The sequence below is a fragment of the Pseudomonas syringae genome, from assembly GCF_021606685.1.
Classification (GTDB): domain Bacteria; phylum Pseudomonadota; class Gammaproteobacteria; order Pseudomonadales; family Pseudomonadaceae; genus Aquipseudomonas; species Aquipseudomonas syringae_R.
On record NZ_WKCB01000025.1, the window covers coordinates 28,295 to 42,743 of the forward strand.

Below are 14,449 nucleotides of genomic sequence, written 5' to 3' on the forward strand. Positions count from 1 at the left end.
GGCCTGCCGCTAAGCGGCAGGATGTAGTGGGGGTTATTACATCAAGGAGGCTAAATAGGCCTCTGCGATTTGCTTACGCAGATCTTGACGCTCGTGAAGGCTGATGAAACCCCGCATAAATAGGCGGTTAGTCCATCTGTCGTAGTAGCGGAAGAAGCGATTTCTGGACTTGCGGCTGGCCACAGGGGCAATGGCGATGACCGCTTCTGCGAAAGTTTTCATGAGGTACACCTAGTGTGATGAGCCCCTATGTTCAACGCAGCGAACTGACGGTTTCCCGACTATTTTCAGTTGAAAATTCTCATGGCCTCGGCCCCTTGTAGATGAAGGCGTAAGCGAACCAGAGGATGGCAGGCACCGTGAGCAGGATCATGGCGTCACTTCACGGCGCGCCCACCAGCAGGCTGGGCCGTCGTCCGTGTCATGAATCGCCAGGCAAAACCAACCCTCGCCGTCAGGTCGGTCCGGCTCCCAGTAACTGCAGTCCGGGTCGCCAGCTTCGAAATAGCGCTCAGAGACTGCTTCGTCGCTGTGATATTCGAGCCGCACCATCTTCACCTGTAAGCGCTGTACAGCGATCCAGGCCTTACACTTTTCACCGTCGCCCTCGTCGAAGTCGGGCATATCGGGATGAGCGAACATGCCGTATTCATCGCGCACGACGGGGGCTGGCTGGATCAATTTGATTTCTTCGGGCATGACTTCGTCCTTGCCGCTATAGCGGCTGACTTTGGAGGGTGTAGGAGTAACGGTGCTTCTAGGTTTTTAATGACATTTTCTGCTGTTTAGTTGACGCTGCGCCGTCTCAAACGATGATCTTCTATTTTTTTGGAGGGCAACATGGATATTGCTGCGGCTTATCGACTGTGTTCCAGAAGGCAGGCTTTAAAACGAGGTTTGTGTGCTGTCCAAGAATGCCTTGAAAAACAGGCAGAGCATGGTTGGCGGGTTGAAGCTGCCGCCATAGACGTTTTTTATAAAGTAGTGGGTTATAAAGTTAGTACGCCTGATGTTATAGCTTTTTTTCCAAAAGAATTAAGTGTTCCGATAACGCATTCAGGGCTGACTAGAATGCGTGATGATTTTCTTTCGGTAGATATCGTTGTCCCGCCTTATTACCAGATGGGTATGCTAAGCAAGCTATCATTCGCAGTTCAATGCGCTCCCACGATGGAAGAAAAGCTTAAAATCGCAGATGCTGGCTTGATTGGTATGTTTGATTGTGAGTCGTTGGCAGCGCTTGTAGAAGGTGTATACCGTAAGAAACGGACGATGAGTAAGTACGCCGATCAAATAAGTGAGTCAATAAAGGCATATTTTCTAGGGCTTTACGGAGTGGCGATCACAGGCCTAATTCCCTGTGTAGAGGGCATAATCAGGACGATGGGTAACGATCTCGGCCTATCGGTTGGCGAAAAAGTAGATGCTCGCTCCCTACTCAGAGTTTTCAAAAAGCTAAAGCAGCAAGAAGTTGATAGCGCTCTAGACGGCTATGGTTGGTATCCAGAACAAATGAATGTTGCTTTTTTTGAGCGGTTTCATGAGCGCATTCAAATGCTCGGGAATGTTGTTGTATTCATCGAGACTGCACTTTATCAACATACGTCTTTATATACTCGTGAAACTCTTCTTAATCGGCATGGAATTTCGCATGGACTTTTTGAAGGCTACGCATCAGCAGCAAATTTCCTTCGGCTAATCAATCTTATTAACTCTTTGTCCGTAGCTGCTATCTTGGTTGAAGGGCGCGGCAGTTTTTTCCATCCGCCAGTGACTGATGAATCGAAAAAGCTTGCATGGAATTATCGACGCTGCTGGCTTATGAAATCTTCGGTTAGCTGATCTGAGTCCTGAACTTTGGCAGGACCGGGCGGTGGTGGGTGGTGAGGCATCAGCTACAGTTGAATGGTGATCCACAAGGAGCGCTGAAAATGACGTGTTTGATTTGCATGTCCGAGGATAAAACTGTGGGATTTGGTGGAACGTTGGTAGAAAGAGTCTGTTCGAAGTGCGGTCGTTACGGCATCCAAAGCGCACTGATTGAGCAAATGGAAAAGCTAGGTCAGAGGTTTCACATAGGTCGCACCAGAGACTATCTGATCATGCGCATTGAAAGCGGGGAAAGCCCTTGGATCACTCCGGTCGACATCAACAATTACAGCCTATTCGACTCCTAACTGCGCCATAGATCTTCGGAGCAATAAGCCTGTATCAGAAGCTCGCCAAGAGCGCTAGGCGGTTATCGCCGCCGCGCGCGAGGCCCGCATGCAGCTCCACATTGCGACCGGCGAGCATGCCGGCGATTTGAGCGTTCAGGTCCAACTCAACGGATTTTCCTTTCCTGGATTCCCCGATATTCTGGGTAGCGAGATATTCGCTGATCAGAGCTTTGTCCTTAGCTTGAATTGCGACGAGGTCTTGTCCGGTGGCGGGATGCTCGGGCGAATCGTCGTCGCGTTGAGGCACAAGTGCTTTCAGCTTCGACTGAACCTCCCAGACCCACGCCAGTGCAAAGTGGTCGCCGGCAGTTTCTGCCGAATACTGACTGCGATGAACGCCAGATCTGACTTCTGAGCAGTAGGCCTTGCGGGCTTGCGTGAGCTTGGTGTGCAGTGCCTCGTACGCGTAAAGGGCGATGTTCTGGGCGGGAGACACTCCGACGAATGTTGCGCACTCAATTACCTGGGCTTTCGCAGAACTCCACGTCCTGCGCCGTAGGGTTGTGCAACTGAATGCTTCTGCTACAGCTATGCTGAGCTGCTGATCCCACGCTGGTCGCCGCTTGGTGCGGAAGAGGGCGGACTCAACTTCACCGACATCGCTCAACTTCACATCCATTTCGGTCAGCCGGTACTCCCGCATCAGTGCCTGAGCCTGCCTGAGCGCAGTAGCTGCCTCGTTTTCGTTTGCGCTCTGTGCCAGTGCCAGGCAGTGTTTAATCTTGCGGATTGCGCGCTCTAGCTTCTTTTCGTCGATCTGTTGTGCGGACATAGGGGATCCTGGTCGGCTGGCGTGATTCGTTGAAGTGGGGTATTTATGACCATAGTCAGTTTGTAGCTAATTCACCTTCGGGAAGTTTTAAATTATGGAAATGTACGTTGTTAAGTCCCGATTTCAGGAATTCGCCGCTTTCTGGAGAAGTGCACAGACGAAAGTTAATTTTTATATCCCTGGATCACTCGAGCTCAGGTTTGAGAAAGATATGAGGGAGTCCGTCTTTTTTTTGAGCAGCTCGCTCGATGGGGAGTGGGACTATCAAAGTGAAGAGTCATTAATCGCGTTCGCTACCGATGTTATTATGCAGCTTTCACCAGCTTGCAAAGTCAACAAAATAGAAACAATCGTTAAGTCGGCATTTAAACCTGGCGTAAAGAACCGGCGCATTTGGCGTGGCGTCGTTGTACAGAATGGAGAGGTGACCTGTAACCCTCATCCAAAAATTGAATATAACGACTATATTGTCAAGCTGCGTGCAGCTCGTAACGCCTCAGAGCTATTTAATGAGTTCTCTGATAGCTTTAGGTATCTTGAGCCCCACACAGATAATTACAAGGCTTATAGTAATAGAATGAGAGAGTTGCTGATTTTGTCTTGTACCGAGATTGAGGCTAACTTCTCAGGAATTTTGGAGGTAAATAATGTAAAACCAAATCGAAAAAATTATAATACTGGTGACTTTGCCAAGCTTATTCAGGTTTTGTATCTTAAGGACTGGGGCGCTTCGTTGAAATTGCGCCACGGGTGTGGCAGTTCTTACCCCTTTAAGGACTGGAGTGTCGAGAAGCCCACGCAAACACTCCAATGGTACGATGCCTATAATCATGTCAAGCATGATGCTTTTGACAAGTTATGCCTTGCAAACTTTAATGCTGTCTACAATGCGATGTCTGCGCTTTACATCCTTTTGATCGCTCAATGGGGGATAAGCATCTTCGAGGAGCTGAGCCTGCATGTCCCGTTCATTTGCATCTCAAGGCCCATCTATGGAATTGCCGATATTCCTGTCGCAATCGATCTCGATAGCCACCCACAATATGCGTCTCTAGCGTTGTGAACCTAGGCATGCTGGACCAGCCTGGCTTTTGGCGCATCATAGCAATTTGGTATGAGTTGGGGTATTACGGGTTACCGGCATGGAGCCGGAATTAGGAGAGCAAAATGGGTGTAAGTGCAAAAACGACCGGAGATCTCGTGAGAATTGCGGCGGCCGGGGCGTCTTTAGAGATTGATACTCAAAAAACTACGGGTGATTTGGTTCGCATTGCGGCAGCAATCGCTAGCGGTGGCGGTCACTTAACCATCATTGGCAGCAGTAAAACTACTGGTGACATGGTTCGTATTGCAGCTGCCGCGCCAGGCAAGGTAACGTTCAGAGACTGACATCTGGTCTCTCTAGATCGCCTGGATCTGTCGCGAGTTCAGCGATACTGCTTTCATAAAATGCTTGCGACACCTTTTCGCTGACAACAAAAGGTGTCGTGACACAATTGAGCATCTGCGCCGCCGTTTCGAAGTCTGCGGCGATCACGTTGCGCAGCAGGTTCTGAAACACCTCCTGCTGGTTGTTGAAGTCGAGCTGCCTTCTCGCGCTTGCGGCGCTGCTTCATGGCTTCCGCCGTCGACGTCCTGATGTTCCTCGGCCATCGCCTACCTCTTCAATTCGGTGGGACGGTATATCCAGCCATGTCTGTAGTTGGCGCTGGCACCCGGGTGCCGCAATCCGTGACCGCATGCGAAAGGAGTAATATGTTGGGTTATGTGACATCATGACAATCAGCCATCATCTACTGCTGATGCGGTATGTGGATGCCGAAAAATACGGTTAAGTTGAATTTTTTGATAATGAGTAGTGCGATGAGTACAGGGATAGATCGTTTAGAGGCTGCACAGCATTGGATAATGAGCGTTCTTTTGAACCTAGTTCTCCCAATCAGTCCACTTTTAGTTGAATGGGCTATTTCTGGGGATGTAAGTGTGGCGTCGGCAGTTTTGGCTGCTAGCATGTACTCGATATCAACTGGGATGGTATGCCGGATCGGTCCTATTTTGGTGATCTCCATTATTATCGCAATTTTTTATATCGCAATGTTTGGTGCGGTTATGTATCAGATTACTAATAAGACCGCCGTCGCGGTCGGTGATTTCAATGCGCTATGGACGATTGGGATTTTATTTGTAACGAATGTTGCTCTGAAGTTTTGGTATCACGTTATTGATCTTAGACCTTTCACTGAGTTCTGGTTGAGGAGCGAGTAATGGAAGATTTAATGTCGTTGGTTGCTCTCGCACCCGTATTATTGGCTATTGTTGCACTGCTCGGAGCTTTGAGAAGTCTCACAAGAAGATCTAAGGCTGAAATGGAGTTCATCATCGAACTGTCGAAGACGCTTCACGAAGAAACGTTAAAGTTGCAAAAGGATATGGAAAATCTTCGGGTTGAATCTGAAACTTTAAAGAACGAAATTGATGCCTATAGACACATATATTTTTCGGGTGTTAAAGGTCGTGCCGAAAACAAAGAGTATCCAGATTATTTAAAAGCGGCTCTATTGAATCTAGATAAGCCTGATAAAATATATATATTGAAGGCATTAAATCAGCCAAGTCTGAAAGGGCGTATGAGATACTTTGATAAGGTACTTAAGTCAGCTTTTGACATGGCAGCCAGCGTGACCAGGACTATGCTTTAGTAAGCCTTAGATTGAATGTGGACTAACCTGGCCGTGAGATATTTATGCCTTGGGCGTGTGCTTCCAACACTTGTGCCAGATTGACCGCTTCCTTCCACGTCCAGCGGAAGCCCTTCACCTTTCGAGTCGCGATTTCAACGATGTGATACGCCTTGCCGCGGCAAATAATTTGGAATCGAATCTGTTGCACAGGCTGCTCCTTTCCGATCAAGGCGTAGAACTCGGCGGTGGCGATGCGGGACCGTACATGCAGGGCCGCCACCCCGTCTATGCGCTGTTGAATTGATGCGTGCATGGTTGACACCTCAGTGGGTTGCGTTTATTCGTCAGCAGCCTGACCGACTGTTTTTTGCCGGTGGCCCAGGGGAGGGTGCTGACGGATAAAAGCGAGACATAAAAAAGCCCAGTCGAAACCGGGCTATTCCCTCATTACGTAACAAGCCAGCGGGGCTATCTGGGCTGCGCTGGTATCTGTGCGTTTACATGGCTGCCAATTCTACGTTGTTCGCTCACCGGGTAGGCAGTGGCCACCTATGATCAGGCAAGCAGCGCCAGTTGTTCGGCGCGGCGTACCATCCTGACTTCTGCAGTACGGCGTTCTGGCACCCGGCGGTCACGACGCATTGACTCGTCACCGATCATTGCGTGCATGGCGATCAGCGCCGCCAACACGAAGCACATCGGCGAGATGATTTGGCGGCGCATAGCTTCGGCAATCATGGCGGTCTGACGGGTAACGCCGAGCTTGAACATGGCGCAGGAAAGGCGCTTCGCTACAGTGCAGGCTGCTACGTCGAACTGGCGGGCAATCTCTTTGGCCGTCATGCCCTGGGCGGCGGCCAGTAGGTACTGAAGCTCTTTGGGCGCAAGGCCTCTACCGAGGTGACCCTTCCATGCGCCGTTGATGATTTCGTTCATCGCTTTGACTCCCGGTTGTTTTCCCGCTGCACCCGTCACCAGGTGCAGAAGTGAAATCTTCTGGTGTCGCTTGCCGGCTTCCCGCTACTGGCGTCGTCGCCGGCCCATCAAATTGTTTGTCCAGCCGCGGGCCTTTCGGCTTGTTCTCCCGCTGGATAACTCGTCTTGGCGCTTTACGCTGCGCACCCGGGTCAGTTGCCAACCCTCTGAACCATTGAGGCCGGTTCATCGCTGCCTTCCATCGGGCCGGTTGTTATCCGGCGATGAGGCAAAATTACAACCCATAATTGTAATTTGCAAGCGTGGGTTGTAATTATTTTTGCAGACAGGATGCATTTTTGTAATTTTAGGATGCATGAAAAAGCCCGCGCAATGGCGGGCTCTGGTGATTTGGAATGAATTTAGAATTGGTTAGCGGGAGTACATTGCCCACCAAAACACATGGCCCAGGATGCCAAGTTGCTGCTCCTGGATCTCCTGAAATGTGTACTCCTCATCAGGATGCTCATCGCGGTTGAAGCTTCGCAAGCGAATGCCTGTGGGTAGGCGAAACAGTTGCTTAATTCTGAGTTGGCCGTTGTGGTTGATGGCGTACATCTCCCCGTCAACCACGTCCTTCAGTGTATTTTTTCCAACATTGATACCCACGGTTGCACCGTCTCGTAATACCGGAAGCATGCTGTTCCCGCTTACAACCACGCACTTTGCGTTACTGAATTGAACGCCGTTGTGCCGCAGATCCTTCTTGAAAAAGCGCAGTCGAGAGCTGTCGCTTTCCTCTATGGCAAATTTTCCAGAGCCGGCCGCGAGCTCAATCTCGCGAAGAAAAGGTACGTAAACCTCATCGTCATCAAGAGGGGTGCTTTCGTCCCAGGGTTCGATTGCTTGTAGAGAGGTGTCAGTAGTGGCGCTGTGTGATTCGGCTGGCCCAGATTCACCCATCAAGTAAGCCAGTGAGACGCCAAGCACTTCGCTCAGATGCTTGATGCGCGGGTTTCGTGGAGCTGTGCGCCCCGACTCCCATGCTTGGACCGACTGAGGGCTAACGCCAAGCTTGCGGGCTAACTCAGATTGATTGAGTCCCTGCGCTTCTCGTGCTGCGGCTATGCGTGAGGAGGTCGTTGTCATGGAAGTGAGAATACAACCAGCACTTGTAGCGAGCATTGCAATTCTCACTTGTAGATATATTCGAAATTCTGTAACTTTGAGTTGTAATTGCAGTTTTAACGAGGATTCTATGGAACCTAATGCAGCAGAGCGTGCTGCCAGGGCAGCAGGCAGCCAGTCGGCCCTAGCTCGCGTGCTTGGCTGCACGCCACAGAACGTTCAGCGCTGGTGTGCCTCCGGGCGAGTGCCAGCGGAGCGCGTGATCTCCGTCGAGCAGGCAACCGGTATACCGCGTCATGAGCTTAGACCGGATCTATATCCAGAGGCCTCTTAGCCATTCGTTGGGATGATTTTGTACCTGAAGAACGAGGCCTGGTAGTGATCTGGATTAGCTGTTGATTCATCCAGTGCCCAAATAGCAGACATAAAAAAACCGCCTGGCAGGGCGGTTCAGTACAGCGTTTTAGCGAGGTCAATAATGATCAAAAACACCCCCCCAGTCAATAGTTCTGGCGATGTCACGACACTTCCCGGCGAGCCCGAAAAGGTGTCACGACACATAGTCACCAATCAATCCGCAGCGATGAATGCCGCCCTGATGATCAGCGGCCAGTATTCGCGCGCTTCCAAGTCTCAATTCCGCCGGGAATGCCTCGATTACTTGAAGGCATCCCTGGCTCCTGCTCAGGATGTCCCTGCATGAGTACCATCATCATGAGCCTGTGCTGGCCGTTGCAAGGCATGAGCGGCCCGCAAAAGGCTGTACTGATTTCGCTGGCCGATAATGCAAACGACGAGGGTGTTTGCTGGCCTTCCGTTGCTCGTATCTCTGAGCGTACTTGCCTCGCTGAACGGACGGTTCAGGCTGCCATCAAGTGGCTCGGCCAAGTGGGCATCCTGTCTGTCCGGGAGCGTATGGGGCGCTCAACGATTTACACCCTAACCCCCGCATCTTATGCACCCCCGCAGGCGGCGCACCCCGCAGCAGATGCACCACCACCCCCGCAGCTCACGACGCAAACCCCCGCAGCAGCCGCACCCAGAACCGTAATAGAACCATCAAGTGAACCGTCACCTCTTGTTGGTGCCGAGCAACCAACGAAAATTTCGAAGCCGAAATGCCCAACCCAGGCAATCGTCGATTTGTTCAACGCAACGATCCCGGAGTTCCCCCGAGTCATGTTGTTGACCAAGGATCGGATTGCCAAGGTCAGCGCACGTTGGAACGAAAGCGATGTTCATCAGGATCTCAGTTTCTGGGCTGAGTATTTCGCCCTGGTGCGCTCCAGCGAGTTTCTGATGGGTAAGGTTTCGGCTTCTGGCGGGAATCCTTTCCGCTGCAACTTCGATTGGCTGATTGCCCCAAGCAACTTCGTGAAGGTTGTTGAGGGTAATTACAATGCGTGATCCCTACAGCCTGGAAGCTGAACACGGTGTGCTGGGAGCGATGTTCCTGCGCCCTGAGCTGATCGACATCCTGGCCGCCGACCTGGTGCCAGAGGACTTTTACTACGAGGACAACGCCGAGCTGTATCGCGGAATTTTGGCCTTGCACGGAGATGGTCATCCCGTCGACATCGTGACGGTCGGGGTTTATGTGGGGGATCTGCCTGGTGGCGCGAGTTCGTTTGCCTACGCTGCAGAAATTGCCCGCAATACGCCGAGTGTTGCAAACGCCGCTTCCTACGCCGGAACGGTTCGTGAGCGCAGCCTGGATAGGTCGATCATCGAACTTAGCGTGCGGATCAATGACATCGCCTACGGGGACCAGCCAGCGGCTGACAAGGTTGCCGCTGTACAGGCTGAGTCCCATGCCATTGACAGCCAGTCGGCAACATCCGAAGTGGTCAAACGGTGCGATCAGCGAAATCACCGGCGCGGCTAACGAGCTGGAGGATCTGCCGTTTATTGGCCCTGCCGTGGGGGAGAAGCTTCAGCGAGTCATGCGCGGTATTGCCACTGCCCAAGCCAAGGTTGGCCAGCTGGTGGCCACCTACAACCGTGCTACGCGCGCGCTGTCGCAGATTGACGAGCGCCTGGGCACCTTGAAGGAGCAGGCAGGGCGGGCAGCTACCGCGATCAACAAGATCGCCGGCAAGATTGACCCGTCGTTGGCCAACATCCTGCCCACTGGCGCGCTCGCCACGGATGCGACGCCGGCGAAAGAGGCGGTGAAGCCTTTTCCCCATCTGCTGATCATTCAGCCGCTGGACCCGAAGGCGCAACCGTATTACTTCAACCTTGATACGGCGGCCTTTGATTCGCTGCGTCGCTCGACTGAATACCGCTGGGCCTCCCAGGAGCGCCTGACGCGTCGGTCGGCCCAGCAGGCCGTGGGCATGGGTGACGAGAAGATCACGCTCAAGGGCGATATTTTTCCGGGCTACCGTGGCGGTCTGGAACAGCTCAACACATTGCGCTCGATAGGCTCCCAGCTCAAGCCGGTGACCCTGACCACGGGCTACTCACCAAAGCCGCCGTTGATGCGCTCGACCGTATTTTTCGGCCTGGATTCAAGTACAGCAAGGCCGAGGTGATGTTGCTGAACCTCTGCCAGCCTGGCGAGTACACCGATGATCTATTCGCGGTCTCGCAGCCGGCAGAAGCGACACGGGTAATGTCAGTGCTGGACCAAATCAACGATCGATGGGGAAGGGGGACGCTACGGTCTGCCAGCGTGCCTACCAATCCTGACTGGGGGATGCGGCGTGAGATGATGAGCCAGAGCTACACCACAAAGCTTGACCAGCTGTGGACGATTGCCTGCAAGTAGCGATCACTCAGGCGACATCAGAACGCCCAGTGTCAGTTTGATGAACTCTTCGTTCTCGTTGATGGTGTGCAGGGCGCCACGGATGTTCTCGGCGACTTCAACGGAGCCGCGCTGCTGCACCCAGTTTGTTAACTCCATGATGGATGCCTCAAGGGCCAGCTGGTTTTCGTAGAGCTTGGACAGAAGGGAGGGGAGTAGGTCTGAATTTGGCATCGGCTTTCCTCTGGCAGTTTGAAGAGCTTAGCAGTCGGTTCTTTGGGTAGTTGTGTTCGGTCGGCAGGACGCCGTGTGAGGGATGGATCTCGTACCAATTTTTGTACCACTGACTGCGTTCCGCTATCGAATGGTGTGTATCCCAAAGTAGTAAAGGCCCTGTATTTGCTGGGCCTTGCTACTTTGTAAAACCCTGGAAAACACAAAATTAATATTAGGAGTATGGACGAATAACTGTCGAATGTTCTTCGAGAACCAGACGAAAGTGCTTAAAAACTAAGAAAAAACCGGTTTTATCGCGGCCAATAAAAAGCCCCGCGATAAGGCAGGGCTTTTTCAGTACGGCGGGTTATTAACCGTGCAGGGTTTCTGCTGCGTACAGGGTGTTTTCCAGCAGGCAGGCACGGGTCATCGGGCCCACACCACCGGGTACGGGGGTGATCCAGCCGGCGCGGGGCAGGGCGGTTTCGTACACCACATCGCCAACCAGCTTGCCGTCTTCCTGGCGGTTGATGCCCACGTCGATGACGATGGCGCCTTCCTTGATCCACTCACCCTTGACCAGGCCCGGCTTGCCGGCGGCCACCACCACCAGGTCGGCGCGGCCGACGTGGCCGGCCAGGTCCTTGGTGAAGCGATGGGTAACGGTTACGGTGCAACCGGCCAGCAGCAGCTCCATGGCCATCGGGCGACCGACGATGTTGGACGCGCCGACGACGACCGCATCGAGGCCGTACAGGTTGACACCGGTGCTTTCCAGCAAGGTCATGATGCCTTTGGGGGTGCAAGGACGCAGCAGCGGAATACGCTGGGCCAGGCGGCCGACGTTATAAGGGTGGAAACCGTCGACGTCTTTGTCCGGGCGGATGCGCTCGAGCAACTTGGAGGCATCGAGGTGCTCGGGCAGCGGCAGTTGCAGCAGGATGCCGTCGATGCCGGGGTCATCGTTGAGGCCGTCGATCAGGTCGGTGAGGGCCTGCTGGGTGGTTTCGCAAGGCAAGTCGTAGGCCTTGGAAATAAAGCCGACCTCTTCACAGTCTTTACGCTTGTGCGAGACATAAACCTGAGAGGCAGGATCGCTGCCGACCAGGATCACCGCGAGGCCCGGGGTGCGCAGGCCTTGCTGGCTGCGCTCGGTGACCCGTTTGGCGATCTGCTGGCGCAGGCTGGCGGCGATTGATTTGCCGTCGATAAGTTGTGCAGTCATTACGCGTGATTAACCATCGAGAGGGGGAAGAAAAGTGCGCGCATTCTCGCACGCCAAGGCGTGAGGGCAAAGGCGCTTGGTCTGCAAATTGGCCTAACCCCTTAAATAAAATGAATTTTTTTCAAAAAAGATTTGACGGGTTTCAGGACCCTCTATACTATTCGTCGCACTTGTCGGGCACAGCCTAGCACTGGTTAAGAAGGTCGAGCAGGATAGAGTGTTGTTCTGTGAGGCTGGAAGCACTTAGTTTGTAATCTTCAACGAGTACAGATTAATAAGGCGCCCGTAGCTCAGCTGGATAGAGCATCCGCCTTCTAAGCGGATGGTCGCAGGTTCGAGTCCTGCCGGGTGCGCCATTAGGCAGCTTTGGCACAAGTAGCGCTATATGGTGGGCGTAGCTCAGTTGGTAGAGCACGGGATTGTGACTCCCGTTGTCGAGGGTTCGATCCCCTTCGTCCACCCCATATTTTGAAAGGCGCCAGATTAATCATCTGGCGCCTTTGCTTTAAGAGCTTCAAGCGCGGATGTGGTGGAATTGGTAGACACACTGGATTTAGGTTCCAGCGCCGCGAGGCGTAAGAGTTCGAGTCTCTTCATCCGCACCAATTAAAGTGCTGCTCGGTCGAAAGACGGGGTGGGGCTCAACAAAGAAGTAGTTTGGTTTCTTTGTTAACGCAATATGGTGGGCGTAGCTCAGTTGGTAGAGCACGGGATTGTGACTCCCGTTGTCGAGGGTTCGATCCCCTTCGTCCACCCCATATTCGAAAGGCGCCAGATTTAACAGTCTGGCGCCTTTTTTGGTTTTGGCGGTTCGGATTTTCGCGGCTGCAGGTTCTGGGTCGCAGTGGCGGTGCGTTTCATCGTATTTATGTGTCTCGATGATACTGCGTTGTCTATCTGCCCTCATTGCAGGGTAGGGCGTCAGGGAGATTGGCCACGACCTCTTCTATATATAGAAGGGCGGCGCAGAGCCCTGGCGTGATTGGCTTTATTTGTCACCGGGGCGAGGCGCTGACAGTGCCTTCGTACCGATAAATTGCCGGCTGTTTACGGGCGTATTTCCAGTAGGGTGACTTCTTGAGTTTGACCCACTAGAATGCATGCCCTTGATTGGGGTCGGAAATGGCCGGCTAACGTCTGTGCAACGAGGAATATCCATGCAAGTTTCTGTTGAAAATACTACTGCTCTCGAGCGCCGCCTGAGCATCACCGTGCCGGCCGAGCGTATCGAGACTGCGGTCAACAAGCGTCTGCAGCAGACCGCCCAAAAAGCCAAGATCGCTGGTTTCCGTCCAGGCAAAGTGCCAATGAGCGAAATCAAGCGCCGTTTTGGTGCTGATGCGCGTCAGGAAGCGGTAGGTGACGTGATCCAGGCTTCCTTCTATGAAGCCGTTGTTGAGCAAAAGCTGAACCCGGCTGGCTCGCCTTCGATCGAGCCTAAGTCCCTGGAAGCTGGCAAGGACCTGGAGTACGTAGCCGTATTCGAAGTGTTCCCAGAGTTCGAAGTGGCCGGTTTCGAAGGTATCGAAATCGAGCGCCTGAGCGCCGAAGTGGCTGATGCCGATCTGGACAACATGCTGGAAATCCTGCGCAAGCAGAACACCCGTTTCGAAGTGGCCGAGCGTGCTGCCCAGAACGAAGACCAGCTGAACATCGATTTCGTGGGCAAGGTTGACGGCGAAGTGTTCGCTGGCGGCTCCGCCAAGGGTACTCAGCTGGTGCTGGGTTCCAACCGCATGATCCCGGGCTTCGAAGACGGCCTGGTTGGCGCTAAAGCTGGTGAAGAACGCGTTCTGAACCTGACTTTCCCGGCTGACTACCAGAACCTGGACCTGGCCGGCAAAGCCGCCGAGTTCACCGTGACCGTCAACAGCGTTTCCGAGCCTAAGCTGCCAGAGCTGAACGAAGAGTTCTTCGCTCAATTCGGCATCAAGGAAACCGGGATCGAAGGCTTCCGCACCGAAGTTCGCAAGAACATGGAGCGTGAACTGCGCCAGGCCATCAAGTCCAAGGTCAAGAACCAGGTCATGGACGGTCTGCTGGCCGCCAACCCGATCGAAGTGCCTAAGGCTCTGCTGTCCAACGAAGTGGATCGCCTGCGCGTTCAAGCTGTGCAGCAGTTTGGTGGCAACATCAAGCCTGACCAACTGCCTGCTGAGCTGTTTGAAGAGCAAGCCAAGCGCCGCGTTGTGCTGGGCCTGATCGTGGCTGAAGTGGTCAAGCAATTCGACCTCAAGCCTGACGAAGACCGCGTTCGTGAAATGATCCAGGAAATGGCTTCGGCCTACCAGGAGCCTGAGCAGGTTGTGGCTTGGTACTACAAGAACGACCAGCAACTGAACGAAGTACGTTCGGTTGTGCTGGAAGAACAAGTTGTGGATACTGTTCTGCAGAAGGCTAAGGTGACCGACAAAGCGGTCTCTTACGAAGAAGCAGTCAAACCGGCGGAAGCAGCACAAGCCGACTGATTGTCCAACTCGTTGGAAATTCAACCATAAGCCAGCCTCGCGCTGGCTTATGCGTTTTCAAGACATGACTATT

General features: G+C 53.1%; 20 protein-coding genes, 4 tRNA genes and 1 pseudogene. 16 read left to right on the forward strand and 9 right to left on the reverse strand.

Going from position 1 to position 14,449, the window contains the following annotated elements; all coding sequences use genetic code 11:
• Nucleotides 1-36 precede the first annotated feature (36 nt).
• A complete protein-coding gene (locus GIW02_RS12260) occupies nucleotides 37-222 on the reverse strand; it encodes a hypothetical protein (RefSeq protein WP_236412671.1) in 186 nt (61 codons plus the stop codon).
• A gap of 147 nt (nucleotides 223-369) precedes the next feature.
• Entirely contained in the window at nucleotides 370-699 is a 330-nt protein-coding gene (locus tag GIW02_RS12265; protein WP_236412673.1) for a hypothetical protein, read from the reverse strand.
• Nucleotides 700-840: 141 nt separating this feature from the next.
• Here GIW02_RS12265 and GIW02_RS12270 point away from each other — a divergent pair, with 141 nt between their 5' ends.
• Nucleotides 841-1,842, forward strand: coding sequence for a hypothetical protein (locus tag GIW02_RS12270; protein WP_236412676.1), 1,002 nt, complete (start codon nucleotides 841-843; stop codon nucleotides 1,840-1,842).
• A gap of 369 nt (nucleotides 1,843-2,211) precedes the next feature.
• Here the strand turns inward: GIW02_RS12270 and GIW02_RS12275 are convergent, their stop codons facing one another.
• Entirely contained in the window at nucleotides 2,212-2,991 is a 780-nt protein-coding gene (locus tag GIW02_RS12275) for a DUF2786 domain-containing protein (protein WP_236412678.1), read from the reverse strand.
• 94 nt (nucleotides 2,992-3,085) lie between these two features.
• Here GIW02_RS12275 and GIW02_RS12280 point away from each other — a divergent pair, with 94 nt between their 5' ends.
• Nucleotides 3,086-4,054, forward strand: a complete 969-nt coding sequence (locus tag GIW02_RS12280; protein WP_236412680.1) for a hypothetical protein — start codon at nucleotides 3,086-3,088, stop codon at nucleotides 4,052-4,054.
• A 104-nt stretch (nucleotides 4,055-4,158) separates the two neighbouring features.
• Nucleotides 4,159-4,380 carry a hypothetical protein gene (locus GIW02_RS12285; RefSeq protein WP_236412682.1) on the forward strand — a complete coding sequence of 74 codons (222 nt, stop codon included), beginning with the start codon at nucleotides 4,159-4,161 and terminating at the stop codon, nucleotides 4,378-4,380.
• Here GIW02_RS12285 and GIW02_RS12290 read toward each other — a convergent pair.
• On the reverse strand, nucleotides 4,370-4,552 hold the full coding sequence (locus tag GIW02_RS12290; RefSeq protein WP_456361637.1) for a hypothetical protein: 183 nt from the start codon (nucleotides 4,550-4,552) through the stop codon (nucleotides 4,370-4,372). The genes GIW02_RS12285 and GIW02_RS12290 overlap by 11 nt on opposite strands.
• A 302-nt stretch (nucleotides 4,553-4,854) precedes the next feature.
• Here GIW02_RS12290 and GIW02_RS12295 point away from each other — a divergent pair, with 302 nt between their 5' ends.
• Both GIW02_RS12295 and GIW02_RS12300 read left to right on the forward strand, forming a co-directional pair.
• Complete coding sequence (locus GIW02_RS12295) at nucleotides 4,855-5,256, forward strand: hypothetical protein (protein ID WP_236412684.1); 402 nt, start codon at nucleotides 4,855-4,857, stop codon at nucleotides 5,254-5,256.
• Complete coding sequence (locus GIW02_RS12300) at nucleotides 5,256-5,690, forward strand: hypothetical protein (RefSeq protein ID WP_236412686.1); 435 nt, start codon at nucleotides 5,256-5,258, stop codon at nucleotides 5,688-5,690. The genes GIW02_RS12295 and GIW02_RS12300 overlap by 1 nt, the downstream gene beginning before the upstream one ends.
• 22 nt (nucleotides 5,691-5,712) lie before the next feature.
• Here the strand turns inward: GIW02_RS12300 and GIW02_RS12305 are convergent, their stop codons facing one another.
• The 3 genes from GIW02_RS12305 to GIW02_RS12315 all read right to left on the reverse strand — a co-directional run bounded on the left by GIW02_RS12305 (nucleotide 5,713) and on the right by GIW02_RS12315 (nucleotide 7,772).
• On the reverse strand, nucleotides 5,713-5,985 hold the full coding sequence (locus GIW02_RS12305; protein WP_236412687.1) for a hypothetical protein: 273 nt from the start codon (nucleotides 5,983-5,985) through the stop codon (nucleotides 5,713-5,715).
• Nucleotides 5,986-6,227: 242 nt separating this feature from the next.
• Nucleotides 6,228-6,608, reverse strand: a complete 381-nt coding sequence (locus GIW02_RS12310) for a LuxR C-terminal-related transcriptional regulator (RefSeq protein WP_236412689.1) — start codon at nucleotides 6,606-6,608, stop codon at nucleotides 6,228-6,230.
• A gap of 411 nt (nucleotides 6,609-7,019) precedes the next feature.
• On the reverse strand, nucleotides 7,020-7,772 hold the full coding sequence (locus tag GIW02_RS12315; RefSeq protein WP_456361638.1) for an XRE family transcriptional regulator: 753 nt from the start codon (nucleotides 7,770-7,772) through the stop codon (nucleotides 7,020-7,022).
• Between the two features lie 73 nt (nucleotides 7,773-7,845).
• Here GIW02_RS12315 and GIW02_RS12320 point away from each other — a divergent pair, with 73 nt between their 5' ends.
• The 6 genes and pseudogenes from GIW02_RS12320 to GIW02_RS12345 all read left to right on the forward strand — a co-directional run.
• Nucleotides 7,846-8,049 carry a transcriptional regulator gene (locus GIW02_RS12320; protein ID WP_214497948.1) on the forward strand — a complete coding sequence of 68 codons (204 nt, stop codon included), beginning with the start codon at nucleotides 7,846-7,848 and terminating at the stop codon, nucleotides 8,047-8,049.
• Between the two features lie 144 nt (nucleotides 8,050-8,193).
• Entirely contained in the window at nucleotides 8,194-8,418 is a 225-nt protein-coding gene (locus GIW02_RS12325; RefSeq protein ID WP_236412699.1) for a hypothetical protein, read from the forward strand.
• Nucleotides 8,415-9,122, forward strand: coding sequence for a helix-turn-helix domain-containing protein (locus tag GIW02_RS12330; protein WP_236421879.1), 708 nt, complete (start codon nucleotides 8,415-8,417; stop codon nucleotides 9,120-9,122). The genes GIW02_RS12325 and GIW02_RS12330 overlap by 4 nt, the downstream gene beginning before the upstream one ends.
• Entirely contained in the window at nucleotides 9,115-9,600 is a 486-nt protein-coding gene (locus GIW02_RS12335) for a DnaB-like helicase N-terminal domain-containing protein (protein WP_236412703.1), read from the forward strand. Before GIW02_RS12330 ends, GIW02_RS12335 begins: the two co-directional genes overlap by 8 nt.
• The gene (locus tag GIW02_RS12340) at nucleotides 9,527-10,252 is read left to right on the forward strand and encodes a phage tail protein (protein WP_236412705.1); all 726 of its coding nucleotides are present in this window, start codon (nucleotides 9,527-9,529) and stop codon (nucleotides 10,250-10,252) included. The genes GIW02_RS12335 and GIW02_RS12340 overlap by 74 nt, the downstream gene beginning before the upstream one ends.
• Nucleotides 10,168-10,488: pseudogene (locus tag GIW02_RS12345) on the forward strand (DUF4113 domain-containing protein); the annotation flags it as partial. The gene GIW02_RS12340 and the pseudogene GIW02_RS12345, both read left to right, overlap by 85 nt.
• A 3-nt stretch (nucleotides 10,489-10,491) precedes the next feature.
• Here GIW02_RS12345 and GIW02_RS12350 read toward each other — a convergent pair.
• Nucleotides 10,492-10,701 (reverse strand): hypothetical protein, encoded by a 210-nt coding sequence (locus tag GIW02_RS12350; protein WP_236412707.1) that lies wholly within the window; start codon nucleotides 10,699-10,701, stop codon nucleotides 10,492-10,494.
• A gap of 352 nt (nucleotides 10,702-11,053) precedes the next feature.
• Complete coding sequence (gene folD, locus GIW02_RS12355) at nucleotides 11,054-11,908, reverse strand: bifunctional methylenetetrahydrofolate dehydrogenase/methenyltetrahydrofolate cyclohydrolase FolD (RefSeq protein ID WP_236412714.1); 855 nt, start codon at nucleotides 11,906-11,908, stop codon at nucleotides 11,054-11,056.
• A 279-nt stretch (nucleotides 11,909-12,187) separates the two neighbouring features.
• Here folD and GIW02_RS12360 point away from each other — a divergent pair.
• The 5 genes from GIW02_RS12360 to tig all read left to right on the forward strand — a co-directional run bounded on the left by GIW02_RS12360 (nucleotide 12,188) and on the right by tig (nucleotide 14,376).
• Nucleotides 12,188-12,264: transfer RNA gene (locus GIW02_RS12360), tRNA-Arg, on the forward strand.
• 32 nt (nucleotides 12,265-12,296) lie between these two features.
• Nucleotides 12,297-12,372: transfer RNA gene (locus GIW02_RS12365), tRNA-His, on the forward strand.
• A 56-nt stretch (nucleotides 12,373-12,428) separates the two neighbouring features.
• Nucleotides 12,429-12,513 (forward strand) — tRNA-Leu (locus GIW02_RS12370).
• A gap of 77 nt (nucleotides 12,514-12,590) precedes the next feature.
• Nucleotides 12,591-12,666: transfer RNA gene (locus GIW02_RS12375), tRNA-His, on the forward strand.
• Nucleotides 12,667-13,065: 399 nt separating this feature from the next.
• Nucleotides 13,066-14,376 carry a trigger factor gene (gene tig, locus GIW02_RS12380; RefSeq protein WP_236412725.1) on the forward strand — a complete coding sequence of 437 codons (1,311 nt, stop codon included), beginning with the start codon at nucleotides 13,066-13,068 and terminating at the stop codon, nucleotides 14,374-14,376.
• Nucleotides 14,377-14,449 lie beyond the last annotated feature (73 nt).

Excerpts from the sequence above, each read along its gene's own strand:
- GIW02_RS12260 (WP_236412671.1), bottom strand. The coding sequence starts at position 222 with ATGAAAACTTTCGCAGAAGCGGTCATCGCCATTGCCCCTGTGGCCAGC.
- GIW02_RS12265 (WP_236412673.1), bottom strand. The coding sequence starts at position 699 with ATGCCCGAAGAAATCAAATTGATCCAGCCAGCCCCCGTCGTGCGCGAT.
- GIW02_RS12270 (WP_236412676.1), top strand. The coding sequence starts at position 841 with ATGGATATTGCTGCGGCTTATCGACTGTGTTCCAGAAGGCAGGCTTTA.
- GIW02_RS12275 (WP_236412678.1), bottom strand. The coding sequence starts at position 2,991 with ATGTCCGCACAACAGATCGACGAAAAGAAGCTAGAGCGCGCAATCCGC.
- GIW02_RS12280 (WP_236412680.1), top strand. The coding sequence starts at position 3,086 with ATGGAAATGTACGTTGTTAAGTCCCGATTTCAGGAATTCGCCGCTTTC.
- GIW02_RS12285 (WP_236412682.1), top strand. The coding sequence starts at position 4,159 with ATGGGTGTAAGTGCAAAAACGACCGGAGATCTCGTGAGAATTGCGGCG.
- GIW02_RS12295 (WP_236412684.1), top strand. The coding sequence starts at position 4,855 with ATGAGTACAGGGATAGATCGTTTAGAGGCTGCACAGCATTGGATAATG.
- GIW02_RS12300 (WP_236412686.1), top strand. The coding sequence starts at position 5,256 with ATGGAAGATTTAATGTCGTTGGTTGCTCTCGCACCCGTATTATTGGCT.
- GIW02_RS12305 (WP_236412687.1), bottom strand. The coding sequence starts at position 5,985 with ATGCACGCATCAATTCAACAGCGCATAGACGGGGTGGCGGCCCTGCAT.
- GIW02_RS12310 (WP_236412689.1), bottom strand. The coding sequence starts at position 6,608 with ATGAACGAAATCATCAACGGCGCATGGAAGGGTCACCTCGGTAGAGGC.
- GIW02_RS12315 (WP_456361638.1), bottom strand. The coding sequence starts at position 7,772 with ATGCTCGCTACAAGTGCTGGTTGTATTCTCACTTCCATGACAACGACC.
- GIW02_RS12320 (WP_214497948.1), top strand. The coding sequence starts at position 7,846 with ATGGAACCTAATGCAGCAGAGCGTGCTGCCAGGGCAGCAGGCAGCCAG.
- GIW02_RS12325 (WP_236412699.1), top strand. The coding sequence starts at position 8,194 with ATGATCAAAAACACCCCCCCAGTCAATAGTTCTGGCGATGTCACGACA.
- GIW02_RS12330 (WP_236421879.1), top strand. The coding sequence starts at position 8,415 with ATGAGTACCATCATCATGAGCCTGTGCTGGCCGTTGCAAGGCATGAGC.
- GIW02_RS12335 (WP_236412703.1), top strand. The coding sequence starts at position 9,115 with ATGCGTGATCCCTACAGCCTGGAAGCTGAACACGGTGTGCTGGGAGCG.
- GIW02_RS12340 (WP_236412705.1), top strand. The coding sequence starts at position 9,527 with ATGCCATTGACAGCCAGTCGGCAACATCCGAAGTGGTCAAACGGTGCG.
- GIW02_RS12350 (WP_236412707.1), bottom strand. The coding sequence starts at position 10,701 with ATGCCAAATTCAGACCTACTCCCCTCCCTTCTGTCCAAGCTCTACGAA.
- folD (WP_236412714.1), bottom strand. The coding sequence starts at position 11,908 with ATGACTGCACAACTTATCGACGGCAAATCAATCGCCGCCAGCCTGCGC.
- tig (WP_236412725.1), top strand. The coding sequence starts at position 13,066 with ATGCAAGTTTCTGTTGAAAATACTACTGCTCTCGAGCGCCGCCTGAGC.